The sequence below is a fragment of the Kitasatospora sp. NPDC001683 genome, assembly GCF_053596495.1.
Genome location: NZ_JBSFGK010000005.1, coordinates 135292 through 148799, shown reverse-complemented (window position 1 = coordinate 148799; position 13508 = coordinate 135292). Strand labels below are relative to the sequence as shown.

Annotated in this window: 9 protein-coding genes; 3 read left to right on the top strand and 6 right to left on the bottom strand. The window is 71.5% G+C overall.

Annotated features, from left to right (window positions below):
- Positions 1-18: 18 nt before the first annotated feature.
- The 6 genes from ACWCYO_RS04290 to ACWCYO_RS04265 all read right to left on the bottom strand — a co-directional run bounded on the left by ACWCYO_RS04290 (position 19) and on the right by ACWCYO_RS04265 (position 9813).
- On the bottom strand, positions 19-1734 hold the full coding sequence (locus ACWCYO_RS04290) for a glycoside hydrolase family 13 protein (protein ID WP_449783276.1): 1716 nt from the start codon (positions 1732-1734) through the stop codon (positions 19-21).
- Between the two features lie 55 nt (positions 1735-1789).
- Positions 1790-2695, bottom strand: a complete 906-nt coding sequence (locus ACWCYO_RS04285) for a sugar ABC transporter permease (RefSeq protein WP_449783275.1) — start codon at positions 2693-2695, stop codon at positions 1790-1792.
- Positions 2696-2735: 40 nt separating this feature from the next.
- Positions 2736-3737: a carbohydrate ABC transporter permease gene (locus tag ACWCYO_RS04280; protein ID WP_270141958.1), complete on the bottom strand. Its 1002-nt coding sequence runs from the start codon at positions 3735-3737 to the stop codon at positions 2736-2738.
- Positions 3738-3817: 80 nt separating this feature from the next.
- Positions 3818-5098, bottom strand: coding sequence for an extracellular solute-binding protein (locus tag ACWCYO_RS04275; RefSeq protein ID WP_270141959.1), 1281 nt, complete (start codon positions 5096-5098; stop codon positions 3818-3820).
- A 458-nt stretch (positions 5099-5556) separates the two neighbouring features.
- Entirely contained in the window at positions 5557-6633 is a 1077-nt protein-coding gene (locus ACWCYO_RS04270; RefSeq protein WP_449783274.1) for an aldose epimerase family protein, read from the bottom strand.
- A gap of 222 nt (positions 6634-6855) precedes the next feature.
- A complete protein-coding gene (locus ACWCYO_RS04265) occupies positions 6856-9813 on the bottom strand; it encodes an ATP-binding protein (RefSeq protein ID WP_449783273.1) in 2958 nt (985 codons plus the stop codon).
- 336 nt (positions 9814-10149) lie between these two features.
- Between ACWCYO_RS04265 and ACWCYO_RS04260 the strand changes: the two genes are divergently transcribed.
- From ACWCYO_RS04260 to ACWCYO_RS04250, 3 genes are all read left to right on the top strand, one after another.
- Positions 10150-11097 (top strand): terpene synthase family protein, encoded by a 948-nt coding sequence (locus ACWCYO_RS04260; RefSeq protein ID WP_270141965.1) that lies wholly within the window; start codon positions 10150-10152, stop codon positions 11095-11097.
- Positions 11098-11383: 286 nt separating this feature from the next.
- Positions 11384-12907 (top strand): acetaldehyde dehydrogenase ExaC, encoded by a 1524-nt coding sequence (gene exaC, locus ACWCYO_RS04255; RefSeq protein WP_270141967.1) that lies wholly within the window; start codon positions 11384-11386, stop codon positions 12905-12907.
- 267 nt (positions 12908-13174) lie between these two features.
- Entirely contained in the window at positions 13175-13498 is a 324-nt protein-coding gene (locus ACWCYO_RS04250; protein WP_270141969.1) for a nuclear transport factor 2-like protein, read from the top strand.
- The last annotated feature ends 10 nt before the right edge of the window (positions 13499-13508 follow it).

Genomic DNA, 13508 nt, shown 5'->3' with positions numbered 1-13508 from the left:
GAGCCTATTGCAACCACGTCAGACCGCCCACCAGCCGGTGGTGTCCGGAGCGAGCACCGTCTCGCCGCCGTCCACCACGAGTTCGGTCGAGGCGAGCAGCAGCCGACCCGGGGCGGCCATCCGCACCGGCTCGCCGGTGGTGTTCACCGTGCAGACGAAGGAGCCGCGCCGGAAGACGAGGGTGCCCTCGGGGCTGTCCAGCCACTCGACCTCGGTGCCGGCGCCGAGGTCGGGCCGGGCCCGTCGGACGGCCAGCGCGCTGCGGTAGAGCTCCAGGGTGGAGGACGGGTCACCGGTCTGCGCCTCGACGCTCAGTTCGGCCCACTCGGCCGGCTGCGGCAGCCAGGACGGCCCGCCCGCGACCGGTCCGAAGCCGTACGGGGCCTCGCTGCCGGACCACGGGATCGGGACGCGGCAGCCGTCGCGGTAGCCGTCCTGACCGGCCTGCCGGAAGAAGGACGGGTCCTGGCGGACCTCGTCCGGCAGGTCGGTGACGTCCGGCAGGCCGAGCTCCTCGCCCTGGTAGACGTACGCGGAGCCGGGCAGCGCGAGCATCAGCAGGGTGGCGGCGCGGGCACGGCGCAGGCCGAGCGCACGGTCGCCGGGGGTGCGGATCTGGGTGCCGAGACCGGGCTCGTTGGCGAAGCGGGTGGCGTGCCGGGTGACGTCGTGGTTGGACAGCACCCAGGTGGTGGGCGCGTCGACCGGGCGCATCGAGTCGAGCGAGACGTCGATCACCTCGCGCAGCGCGGCGGCGTCCCAATCGGTGCCCAGGTACTGGAAGTTGAAGGCCTGGTGCAGCTCGTCGGGGCGGACGTAGTTGGCGGTGCGCTGGACGGTCGGGGTCCAGGCCTCGGCGACGCCGATCCGCTGTCCCGGGTACTCGTCGAGGATCTTGCGCCAGCTGCGGTAGATCTCGTGCACGCCGTCCTGGTCGAAGAACGGCATGACGTCGTTGCCGAGCAGCTTGAGCTGGTCGGCGCCGCCGAGGTCGGGCAGGCCGGGGGCCTTGACCAGGCCGTGGGCGACGTCGATGCGGAATCCGTCCACGCCCATGTCCAGCCAGAACCGCAGGATCGAGCGGAACTCGTCGGCGACGGCCGGGTTCTCCCAGTTGAAGTCGGGCTGCTCGGGGGCGAACAGGTGCAGGTACCAGTCGCCGGGGGTGCCGTCCGGGTTCTCGGTGCGGGTCCAGGCCGGGCCGCCGAAGATGGACTCCCAGTCGTTGGGCGGCAGTTCGCCGTTCTCGCCCTTGCCGGGGCGGAAGTGGTAGCGCTCGCGCAGCGGGGAGCCGGGGCCCTCGCGCAGGGCGCGCTGGAACCACTCGTGCTGGTCCGAGGAGTGGTTGGGGACGAGGTCGACGATGATCCGCAGGCCCAGCTGGTGGGCGTCGCGGATCAGCGCGTCGGCGTCCAGCAGGGTGCCGAACATCGGGTCGACGGCGCGGTAGTCGGCGACGTCGTAGCCGGCGTCGGCCTGCGGCGAGGCGTAGAACGGGGAGAGCCAGACGGCGTCCACGCCGAGGTCGCGCAGGTACGGCAGGCGGCTGCGGATGCCGGGCAGGTCGCCCATGCCGTCGCCGTTGGAGTCGGCGAAGCTGCGCGGGTACACCTGGTAGATGACCGCGTCCCGCCACCAGCCTCTGGCCGCGCTGCCAGTCACAGGATCCAGGGCGGCCGCCTCGTGAGCGGTGTCGGCGGCAGGCCGGGAGGTGTCGGCCAGGTTCTGGGTCATGGACGGTATCCCTTGGGGACTAGAGGAGCGAGGAGCGCTGAGGGGTGCGGGAGCGTTACGACTTGGAGGCACCGGCGGTCAGGCCGGTGACCAGGTGGCGCTGCACCAGGTAGAAGAAGGCCGCGGACGGGATCGCGATGAGCACCGCCGTGGCGGCCATCAGGTTCCACTGAGCGTCGTGCTCGCTGACGAAGCTCTGCAGGCCGACGGCCAGGGTGTACTTGTCGGAGCTGAGCATGAAGGTGGAGGCGAACGGCACCTCGGCCCAGTAGGTGAGGAAGGAGTAGAAGGCGGCCACCGCCAGGCCCGGGCGGGCGAGCGGCAGCACCAGCCGCCAGAAGGTGCCGAACGGGCTGAGCCCGTCGACCCGGCCGGCCTCGTCGATCTCCACCGGGATGGTGTCGAAGTAGCCCTTCAGCAGCCAGGCGCAGTACGGCACGGTGGTGGTCGAGTAGACCAGGATCAGGCCGGTGTAGCTGTCCAGCAGGCCGAGTTCGGAGAGCATCGTGTACATCGGCACGATCAGCACCGCGATCGGGAACATCTGGGTGACCAGCAGCGACCACATCAGCGGCTTGTGCCCGGGGAACTTCATCCGGGAGACGGCGTAGCCGGTGGTGGCGGCGAGCAGCACGCCGAACACGGTGGTGATGCCGGAGACCAGCAGGGCGTTGCCGAACCAGGTGAAGAAGTCGGTGTCGGCCAGCACGTGCTGGTAGTTCGACAGCGTGAGCTTGCCGAAGATCTCGCCGGGGTGGAGGTAGTCGGTCTTGTCCGGTCCGAGCGAGACGAAGAGGATCCAGCCGACCGGGAACAGCGCGATCAGGCTGGCCAGGATCAGGACGCCGTGGGACAGCGCCTTGGACAGCGGGCTGCTCTCGCCGCGCGGCCGGAACTTGGCGGGCCGGGCGGCCGGGGCCGCGGTCGCCGCGGCGGCGGGGCGTTCGGTGGTGGTGCTCATCGGGGTTACCTGCCTTCGTGGGTCAACTGGGTCCGGGGCCTCAGCCGTTGGCCTGCTCGTTGCGGGCGAGCCAGCGCCGGTAGAAGGCGGTGAAGACGATCAGGATGGACAGCAGGATCACGCCGTAGGAGGCGGACTGCGCGAAGTCCTGGGGGATCTGGCCGAAGGCGAGGCGGTAGGCCCAGGTGACCAGCAGCTGGGCGTCGGGGGCGCCCTTGCCGAACAGCAGGAAGATGACGTTGAACTGGTTGAACGTCCAGATCACGCCGAGCAGCACGACCGTGGAGGAGACGCTGCGCAGCCCGGGCAGGGTGATGTGGCGGAACTGCTGCCAGCGGGTGGCGCCGTCCATCTCGGCCGCCTCGTACAGCTCGGCCGGGATCGCCTGCAGGCCGCCGAGCAGCGAGATCATCATGAACGGCACGCCGGCCCAGGTGTTGACCAGGATCGCCGCCGCCTTCTGCGCCCACGGGTCGGTGAGCCAGCCGGGCTCGGGCAGGTGCAGGGCGGAGAGCATGGTGTTGACGACGCCGCCGTCGGAGAGCATCAGGCGCCAGGAGAAGACGGTGACGAAGGTCGGGACGGCCCACGGGAGGATGAGCAGCATCCGGTAGGCGGCGCGCCCGCGCAGCTTCTTGTTGAGCAGGACGGCGAGGCCGAGGCCGAGGGTGTAGTGCAGGCAGACGCAGACGACCGTCCAGGCGATGGTCCACACGAAGTGGGACCAGAACCGGTCGTACGAGCCGGGGCCCCAGAGGATGTCCGCGTAGTTGTGGAAGCCGACGTACTGGTAGCTGGCCGGGATCTCGTTGACGCCGATCTTGCGGGCGACGTTGAGGCTGTTGGCGTCGGTGAGGGTCAGCCAGATGCCCTGGACGAGCGGGTAGAACACCAGGACGCCGAGCACCAGCACGACCGGGGCGATCATCGCGTAGGCGTACCAGTGCTTGGCGTAGGAGCGCTTGAGGCGTTCCAGCAGGCCCGGACGCTGATCGCGCTCCCGGCTGCCCTTGCCGGTGGCGCCCTGCACGGCGACTGACATCGTTTGCACCTTCTCGGGGGGAAGTCTCGGGGGAGGCCGACGGCCCGGCCCGCCGGTGTCGGCGGGCCGGGCTGCGGGGACTACTTGGCGAAGCCCGGCAGGAGCTTGGCGTAGTCCGTGGCCACGGTGTTCAGCGCGTCCTGGGTGCTGGTGCCCTGGACGGCCTTGCCCAGATTGGTGCCGAGCGAGTCGAACAGCGAGCCGTACTCGGGCAGTTCGGGGCGCGGCTTGGCGCTGCCGAGGATGGCCTGGAAGCCGGCGATGCCCGGGTCGGCCTTGACGTCGGCGGTGTAGGCGTCGGAGCGGGTCGGCAGGGTGGAGTTCTTCTGCGCGATGAAGGCCTGGCTCTCGGCCGAGGTCATGAAGGCGGCGAACTTCTCGGCGGCGGCCTTGTGGGCCTTGTCGGCACCGGCGTAGACCGCGATGTTGTGGCCGCCGGTGGGCGCGCCGGCCTTGCCGGTGGAGCCGGCCGGGACGGGGGCGATGCCGAGGTTCTTCTTGTCGGCGAAGGCGGAGCCCTTGTAGATGTTGGTGATCTCCCAGGGGCCCTGGATGATCGCCGCGACCTTGCCGCTGTTGAAGGCGTCCATCATGTGGGCGTAGGCGTCGGTGGTGACGTCGGCCTTGGCCGTGCCGGGCGAGGTGAACATCGACTTGTAGGTCTCGATGCCCTTGACGGCCTCGGGCGAGGTGATGGTGATCTTCTTGTTGGCGGCGTCGACGGTGTCGGTGCCCTCGCCGAACAGGAACGGCATCGCGTAGTAGCCGTCGGCGGCCTTCAGCCAGAAGCCGTCCACGCCGGCCTTGTCCTTGATCGCGGCGGCGTCGGTCTTCAGCTCGTCCCAGGTCTTGGGGGCGTCGGTGATGCCGGCCTTGGCGAACAGGTCCTTGTTGTAGAGGAAGCCGAGGGTGTCGGTGACCAGCGGGACGCCGTACAGCTTGCCGTCGTACTTGGCCTGCTGGATCAGGCTGGGCTGGAAGGCGGAGGCGTCGGCGGCGGCCGGGGTGCCGTCCAGCGGCTCCAGGAAGCCGGCCTTGGCGAAGGCGGCGGTCCAGCCGACGTCGGAGCGGAACACGTCCGGTGCGCCCTTGGCCCCCATGGCGGTCTGCAGCTTGTTCTGCGCCTGGTCGAACGGCACGTTGACGAAGTTGACCTTGATGTTCGGGTTGGCCGCCTCGAACTTCTTGGCCAGTTCCTGGTAGTTCGGAGCTTCGTTGGTGGCGTTCGACGTGTCCCAGTAGGTGAGGGTGACCGGGCCGTCGGCCTTGCCGTCCGAACCGGAGCCGCCACTGCTGCCACAGGCAGCCATCGAGACCGCGAGGGCCACAACGAGGGCAGAGGCCGCGATGCCACGCCGCATGAGAACTCCTTGGGAGGGTGGGGGTGCCCGAGATGTTCGGAGACAGGCGCATAATGGCTGCCTCGTGCCGACCGCATCGTTGCTGCCGTCGGGCTCGCAAGGAAGTTAACAGCGGCGCAAGAGTGACGGAAAGTCCTTGCAGCAAGTTTCTGCAAGAAACGCCGATCGTTACGCCCACGTGTCCTGGACGTATCCGAGCGGTAGTTGACAGTGCGGCGTGATGTCCGCCTTCGCCCCTTTCGCCCCGCTCCGCACGGTCGACGCGACCACCGTGGGTGGCTGAAAGCCGTTGCAGCAGACTGAACCCATGCGCATCCGAACCGTCACCGAGGACGAACCGCTCCTGCTGGGCGAACCCGCCGGGGCATCGGCCGGGGCATCGGCCGGGCGCTGATCGAACACCTCGAGCGCTGGCCCCGGCTCTGCACGCGCCGGGACCTGCGCCGGCCGGGCCTGCCCTAGTTGGCCCCCAGCCGCAGCACCGTGGTCGAGCGGAACTCCTCCCCCGGCCGCAGCACGGTGCTCGGGAAGGCCGGGTGGTGCGGGGAGTCCGGGAAGTGCTGGGTCTCCAGCGCGATCCCGGCGAACGGCCCGTACGGCACCCCGCTCGCGCCGGTGACCGCGCCCTGGAACTTGTTCGCCGTGTAGACCTGGACGCCCGGCTCGGTGGTCAGCACCTCCAGGGTGCGGCCGCTGACCGGGTCCTCCAGCAGCGCCGCCCGCGCCGGTCCGCCGTCCGCCGGGCGGGCGCGCAGCACCCAGTTGTGGTCGTAGCCGCCCGGGCCGGCCAGCTGCGGGTGGTCGTCGTGCACCGACTTGCCGATCGGGGTGGCCACGGTGAAGTCGAAGGGCGTGCCGGCCACCGGCTCGGTCCGGCCGTACGGGATCTGCCGCTCGTCGGCCGGGGTGTACTCGTCGGCGTCCAGGGTGAGCAGGTGGCCCAGGACGTCGCCGCTGCCCTCACCCGCGAGGTTGAAGTAGGCGTGGTTGGTCAGGTTGACGACGGTCGGCTTGTTGGTGACGGCGCGGTAGGCGATCACCAGCTCGCCGCCCTCGCCCGGAGCGTGCGACAGGGTGTAGGAGACGGTGACGTCCAGCGCGCCGGGGAAGCCCTGGTCGCCGTCCGGGCTGTGCAGGCGCAGCAGCACCCCGCCCTCGATCGGCTCGGCCCGCCACATCCGCTGGGCGAAGCCGTCCGGACCGCCGTGGATGGTCATCCCGCCACCGGTCGGCGCCAGCGGGTGGTCCTCGCCGTCGATGGTGACGCTGGAGCCGTCGATCCGGTTGGCGTACCGGCCCACCACCGTGCCGTAGTGCCGCGCCGGGCCCAGGATCTGCGCCAACTCGTCCGTGGACAGCAGAAGTTGGGCCGTTCGGCCGGACCGGTCCGGGGCGCTGAGGGTGTGCAGGGTGGCGCCGAGGGTGAGCACGCTCGCCTCGTACGGACCGGCCGTCAGCGTCCAGCGCTGGATCGCCGCGCCCGCACCCGAGGGGTCGAGGGGTTCGCGGCGCACCGTGGTGGCCTCGCTCGCCATGGCCTGCTCCTCACTGGTGGCGGCAGCGCGCGCCGCCTCCGCCCGGTTCCCGGTCCGTCCAGGGGCGTCGCGGCGGCCCCATGGTGTCCGTCAGCCTAGCGAGGGCGGCGGCAGCGGGGGCGTTTCCACGCCTCCGCGCGCCGCCCGAACGCCACCGGCCGCCCGCCCCTTCCACGGCTGCCGTCAAGCAGCCGCCACTCCCCCGCCCCCTCGGCCCCGCCGCTACTCCTCCGGCCCCTCGACTTGCCGCTGCGGCAGCCCGAGCGCCGAGGCCAGTCCGTCCGGCCCGGTGCCCGCCTTGCGGTAGACCGCCGCCAGCCGCCGGTTGACCAGGCTCAGGTGCACCCCCAGCTGCTCGGCGATCCGCTGCGGCGGCACGCCCCTGACCGCCAGCTTGGCGACGTCCCGCTCCGGCCCGCTGAGCGCCTCCAGCGTGTCCTGGAAGTCGTGCAGCCCGAGCCGGTTGGGCCGCAGCCCGTAGTTGGCCAGCTCCTGCCGGGCCCGGTCGACCAGCTTCTCGGCCGAGCAGTGCTGGGCCAGCTCGATGCCCTGGTACAGGTACTCCTGGGCGTCCTCCAGCCGCCCGACCCGGCGCAGCGCGGCGCCGAGGTCGACCAGCGCCACGGCGTGCTCGAGCAGCTCGACCGCCTGCCGACCGTCCGAGATCGCCGCCTGCAGCCGCAGCGCGGTGCCGATCGCCGAGGCGGTGCCGAAGCGGCGGGCGTCCCGGACGGCCTCCTGGGCGTACTCGCGGGCGCGCTCGGGCTCGTCGGCCGCGATCGCGACGGCGAGGTGCCCGGCCCACGGCGCCCAGACGGTGTTGTGCCAGCCGCGGACCTTCAACTGGGCCCCGGCCTCGGTGAGCGCGGCGGCCGCCCCGGCGTGCCGGTTCGCGGCGACCAGCAGCTTGCCGTACAGCGAGGCGGCGTCCGGCAGCACCATGGCGGTCGCGTGGTACGGCGGGTGGAAGCCGAACTCGTTGGCCAGCGCCCAGGCCTCGTCGACCCGGCCGCGGGCGATCAGGGTGTCCACCAGCACGCCGACGGCGTCCCAGGCCAGCGGCAGCTTGGCCCCGATCCGCTCGGAGATGCGGTAGGCCCGGCGCAGGAAGTCCTCGGCCTCGGCGAGCAGCCCGCGGCGGAACCGGGCCAGCCCCATCAGGAAGTACGCGAAGCCCCGGTGGGCGCCGCTCCAGCCGGCCACCTCGAACTGGATGATGGCGTCCGCGGCCAGCCGCTCGGCCTGGGCGACGCGGTCGTTGTAGATGTACGTGAGGCAGAGCATCGAGGGCAGTTCGAAGCCCCAGGTGGTGTCGGTCCAGCCGAGGCCCTTGGGCAGCCGGCCGCCGTCCAGGACCTCGTCGGCGAGCGCCAGCGCCTCGGTGGAGGGCTCGCCGCGCAGGGTGAGGTCCCAGGCGCGCATGGCGAGCACGGCCCGGTCGGCGGCCTCCCGGCCGGTCAGGTTCCGGTACAACTCGGCGAGCCGGGCGGAGCGGCCGGGGCCGTCCTCCTCGGACTTGCGGAAGGCGTGCCACATGAACGAGGCCGCCTGGAGCCGCTGCCGCCGGACCGGGTCGGTGGTCTTCTCGGCCTCCTCCTGGCAGACCAGCGCGGCCTGGCCCAGTTCACCGCTGTGGGCGAGCACCTCGGAGAGCCGGAAGGTGGCGTCCACCCGCAGTTCGGGGCGCAGCGGCCCCTCCTCGGGGTCGAGGGCGAGCCTGAGCTGGTTGACGGTGGCGCTGGGGTCGGTGAGCAGTGCGGAGCAGCCGAGCTCGTACAGCACCTCGGCCTTGATGTCGTCGGCGGGCGGCTCGTTGAGCGCGCGGTGCAGGCAGCGCTGGGCGGCTTCGGGAGCGCCGATCAACTGGTGTTCGACGGCGGCACGGCGCAGCTTCTTGACGATCCGGTCGTCGCCCTCGCCGGAGTGGGTCTCGACCAGGTGGCGGGAGGCGGCGAGCAGGCCGAGCCCGGCGTTCTCGATCTCGACGGCGGCGATGCCGTGCATGCCGAGGCGGGTGGCCTCCGGCATGGTGTTGTAGATGGAGCTGGCGATCAGCGGGTGGACGAACTCGAGGTTCCCGTTGGGTGCCTGGGTGAGCACGCGCTGCTTGCGCAGTTGCTTGATGGATTCGCGGGCGCCCTCGGTGCTCTGGGTGGAGATCCGGGTGGCGAGGTCGATCCGGATGTCGGTGCCCAGCATGGCGCAGGCCCAGGCGAAGCGCAGGGTGGCCGGGCCGAGCCGGTCCAGCCAGCTCTTGAGGGTCATCCCGGTGGCGTCGACCGCGAGTTCGCGCAGCTGCCGGGAGTTCTCCTCGACCGGTTCGAGCTCCTGGTCGCGGACCTGGTCGAGCAGGCGGCCGGCCTCGAAGGGGTTGCCGTTGACGACGTTCCAGAACTCGTAGCAGAAGGCGTCCTCGGCCTTGTCGCCGAGTTCGGCGCGGACCATGTCGGTGACGGAGCTCAGGGTGAGCCTGCTGAGCTCGTGCTTGCGGCTGGCGAGGTTGAGGACGCCCCGGCGCAGCTCCTGGGTCTCGTCGGGCCAGTCGTTCTCGTCCTCGCGGAAGGCGAAGACCAGCAGCACGGGCAGCTCGGCGGACCGGACGGCGAACTTGGCGAGCCAGGAGAGGGACTCGGCGTCCGCCCAGTGCAGGTCGTCGACGATCATCACCATCGGCGCGCGGCGCGGCGCGAGCTGGGTGAGGACGTAGTCGAGGCCGTCGCGCACGCCCTGGGGGTCGAGCCGGCGGGCGCCGGCCTTGGGCTGCTTGAGGCCCATGGCCGGTCCGACGACCTCCTCCCACGTGCCCATGACCTGGCTGAACTCGTCGGGCTCCAGTCGGGTCAGCACGGGCTGGAGGAGCTGGCGCAGCACGTGGTACGGCTCCTTGAACTGCCGTTCGCCACCGCGCGCGAACAGCACGCAGGCGCCCTGGCGCAGGCTGGCGATCCGTCGGACCTCGTGCAGCAGACTCGTCTTGCCGATGCCGGGGCGGCCGGAGAAGGCGAGAAGTTCGCCGATCTCGGTGCCGCCGGCGGCGAACTCGCGGCAGAGGCGGTCGACGGCCGCCTCGACGGACCGCAGTTCGGCGTCGCGGTCGCGCAGCCGGACCCGGGGCGCGGGTCCGTCGTCGCCCCGGCCGGAACCGGTTCCCGTCCGAAGTTCGTTGCCCTGATCGGTCACCGTCGCGCCTCCGCCTCACCCGCTCGCGGCACGGCTCCGCCACCGCGCGGGGGGAGCCGGTCCGTCACTGTTCGTGGAGCCGAGAGTAGCGTCGCGTACGGCTCACCGTGTGGCATTCGTGCAGGCTGGGGCAGACGGTGAGGGTTCGGACAGCTTGCCAAGGGCAATTGCCCTATATCCCTAACGTCCGATCATTGCATCAGATACCCTACGGCCCGCGAGGCGTGGATGATCTTGCCTGACCCAGCCTCACCCTTCGCGCCCCGCCGCGTCAACTCCCTCACGAGAAGTGCTCGAACCACAAGCGCCCCCACCCTCCGCTGCACCGGGAGTCCGATGTCTGACGACACCTCACTTCAGATCCCGTTCCCACACCGCCGCAGTCCGCACGGCCGGTACGCCACCGCGTTGCACCGGGACTGGCTGATCCGCCACCCGCTGCTGCCCGACGCCGACCACCCCGGTTACGCCCACTGGGAGGTGGTCGACCTCGCCGCACTCGGCTACCCGGACGCCGGGCCGGACGAACTCGCCCTGGCGGCCGACCTGATGGGCTTCTACTTCCTCTTCGACGACCAGTTCGACGGCCCGCTCGGCCGCCGCCCCACCGAGGTCGCCCCGATCTGCGAACGCCTGATCGCCGTCCTGCACGGTGCCCGCCCCGACCAGCGCTCCGCGGTCGAGACCGCCTTCGCCGACCTGTGGAGCCGCAGCGTGCACGGCATGCCCGCCCGCTGGCAGGCCCGCGCCGCCTACAACTGGGAGTACTACTTCGCCAGTCACCCGGCCGAGGCGGCCGGCCGGATCTCCGCCCGGCCGCCGGACCGGAGCGGCTACCTGGAGCTCAGACGGGGCACCGCGGCGATGGAGACCATCTTCGACATGGTCGAACGGCTCGGCCAGTTCGAGGTCCCCGCCTCCGTGCTGCACCATCCGGTGCTGCGTCAGATCCGGCAGCTGGCCGCCGACATACCGTCACTCAGCAACGACGTGCGCTCCTTCCCGCTCGAAGCCCCGCGCGGCGACGTCAACAACCTGGTGATGATCGTCCAACGCGAGCGCCGCTGCTCGGCCGAGGAGGCCTGCTCCGCGGTGATGGCGGAGGCCCAGCTGATGGTCGAGCGCTGCGCCGAACTGCACGAACAACTACCCGACGTCTACCTGGAGTTGGGCCTGTCCCGGATCGAACGCACGATCGCCGGGCGCTACGCCGACGGGCTGCTCACCTGGCTGGCCGGCTACCTCAGCTGGGAGGCCCGCACCGGCCGGTACCACGTGGTCTGAACGGCGCGGGGGTGCGACGCCGGAGCATCCGGCGAACCGCGGGCGGCCCGGGAAGGACCGGGAAGGACCGGAACGGGGACCCTCCGTACCGGACCGGCGTACGGACCGTAGCCGCACCGCGCGTCCGGCGGCTATCGTGCTCGTCGGCGGGCGCCCCCGGCGGGGGCGCCGCCCGAGTGCGTGTCCGCACCCTCCCGCCGGACCGCCCGCTGCCCGGGCGGCCCGGCGCGCCGTCCCCGGCCCGATCGGCGCCGGGGGCGCCCGACGTCGCGAGGAGACACAAGACATGACGGTCTACCAGCCCCCCGGCGCGCCCGGCAGCATCGTCGCCTACCGTTCCCGGTACGACCACTGGATCGGCGGCGGATGGACGCCCCCGGTGCGCGGCGAGTACTTCGGCGACCCGACCCCGGTCACCGGCGAAGTGTTCACCGAGGTCGCCCGCGGCACCGCCGAGGACATCGAGGCCGCCCTGGACGCGGCCCACGCCGCCGCCCCGGCCTGGGGCCGCACCTCCGCCGCCGAGCGGGCGCAGGTCCTGCTGCGGATCGCCGACCGGATGGAGGCGAACCTGGAGCAGCTGGCCGTCGCGGAGAGCTGGGAGAACGGCAAGCCGGTGCGCGAGACGCTGGCCGCCGACCTCCCGCTCGCCGTCGACCACCTGCGCTACTTCGCCGGCGCGCTGCGGGCCCAGGAGGGCAGCCTCTCCCAGCTGGACGAGGACACCGTGGCGTACCACTTCCACGAGCCGCTGGGCGTGGTCGGCCAGATCATCCCGTGGAACTTCCCGATCCTGATGGCGGTCTGGAAGCTCGCCCCGGCGCTCGCGGCCGGCAACGCGGTGGTGCTCAAGCCGGCCGAGCAGACCCCGGCCTCGGTGCTGCTGCTGGCCGAGCTGACCGCCGACCTGGTGCCGCCGGGCGTGCTCAACATCGTCACGGGCTTCGGCGAGGAGGCCGGCGCCCCGCTGGCCGCCAGCAAGCGGGTCCGCAAACTCGCCTTCACCGGCGAGACCGGCACCGGCCGGCTGATCTCCCGCGCCGCCGCCGACAACCTGATCCCGGTCACCCTGGAGCTGGGCGGCAAGAGCCCCAACCTGTTCTTCGCGGACGTCGCCGCCGCCGACGACGCCTTCTACGACAAGGCCGTCGAGGGCTTCGCGATGTTCGCCCTCAACCAGGGCGAGGTCTGCACCTGCCCCAGCCGCGCGCTGATCGAGTCCTCGGTCTACGAGCGGCTGCTCGGCGACGGCCTGGCCAGGGTGCGCACGATGCGCCAGGGCAACCCGCTGGACACCGAGACCCAGGTCGGCGCGCAGGCCAGCGCCGAACAGCTGAAGAAGATCCTCTCCTACTTCGAGATCGGCCAGGCCGAGGGCGCCAAGGTCCTGGTCGGCGGCGAGCGCGCCGACCTCGGCGGCGCGCTGGCCGGCGGGTACTACGTGACGCCGACGGTCTTCGAGGGCGTCAACAGCATGCGGGTCTTCCAGGAGGAGATCTTCGGACCGGTCGTCTCGGTCACCCGCTTCGACGGCTTCGACGAGGCGATCGCGCTCGCCAACGACACCCAGTACGGGCTCGGCGCCGGCGTGTGGACCCGCAACGTCAACACCGCCCACCGAGCCGGGCGCGCCATCCAGGCGGGCCGGGTCTGGACGAACTGCTACCACCTGTACCCGGCCGCCGCGGCGTTCGGCGGCTACAAGAACTCCGGCATCGGGCGGGAGAACCACAAGGCACTGTTGGAGCACTACCAGCAGACCAAGAACCTGCTGGTCAGCTACTCCCCCGACGCGCTCGGCTTCTTCTAGGCGGTTCTCCCGGGCGGTTCTCCCGGGCCGGCCCCGACCGGCCCGCGACAGACGTGGAGCGGGAGACCTCGTCCGGTCTCCCGCTCCACCGCCACTCCCCGTGGCGGGCTTTCGGGGCGAATCACCTGTTCCGGGAACATTCGCCTGGTTCGGGATCAAAGCACATGAATCCGCAGATTTTCCCGACGCGCCGCCGACATGCCCGGACGGGCCCCGCGAACGCCGTAGACAGGACTCCCCGTTCCCGATCCCTCCAGGGAGTCCGGCATGACCATCGCCCCCGCCAAGCTCAGCGACCCCACCGTGCGCGCCTTCGTCACCGCGATCAACGCGGGCGACCGCGAGGCCTTCTTCCGCGTCCTCACCCCGGACGCGACCATGTCCGACGACGGCTCCGACCGCGACCTGAACGACTGGGTCGACCGGGAGATCTTCGAGTCGAACGGCCGGATGGACGTCCAGACCGAGTCCTCCGGCGGTCACGGGCTGGTCGCCAACTTCACCAACGAGACCTGGGGCGAGATGCGCACCGCCTGGCGGTTCACCGTCGCCGACGGGAAGATCAGCCGCTTCGAGACCGGCCAGGCCTAGCGAGCGCACG

Excerpts from the sequence above, each read along its gene's own strand:
- ACWCYO_RS04290 (WP_449783276.1), bottom strand. The coding sequence starts at position 1,734 with ATGACCCAGAACCTGGCCGACACCTCCCGGCCTGCCGCCGACACCGCT.
- ACWCYO_RS04285 (WP_449783275.1), bottom strand. The coding sequence starts at position 2,695 with ATGAGCACCACCACCGAACGCCCCGCCGCCGCGGCGACCGCGGCCCCG.
- ACWCYO_RS04280 (WP_270141958.1), bottom strand. The coding sequence starts at position 3,737 with ATGTCAGTCGCCGTGCAGGGCGCCACCGGCAAGGGCAGCCGGGAGCGC.
- ACWCYO_RS04275 (WP_270141959.1), bottom strand. The coding sequence starts at position 5,098 with ATGCGGCGTGGCATCGCGGCCTCTGCCCTCGTTGTGGCCCTCGCGGTC.
- ACWCYO_RS04270 (WP_449783274.1), bottom strand. The coding sequence starts at position 6,633 with ATGGCGAGCGAGGCCACCACGGTGCGCCGCGAACCCCTCGACCCCTCG.
- ACWCYO_RS04260 (WP_270141965.1), top strand. The coding sequence starts at position 10,150 with ATGTCTGACGACACCTCACTTCAGATCCCGTTCCCACACCGCCGCAGT.
- exaC (WP_270141967.1), top strand. The coding sequence starts at position 11,384 with ATGACGGTCTACCAGCCCCCCGGCGCGCCCGGCAGCATCGTCGCCTAC.
- ACWCYO_RS04250 (WP_270141969.1), top strand. The coding sequence starts at position 13,175 with ATGACCATCGCCCCCGCCAAGCTCAGCGACCCCACCGTGCGCGCCTTC.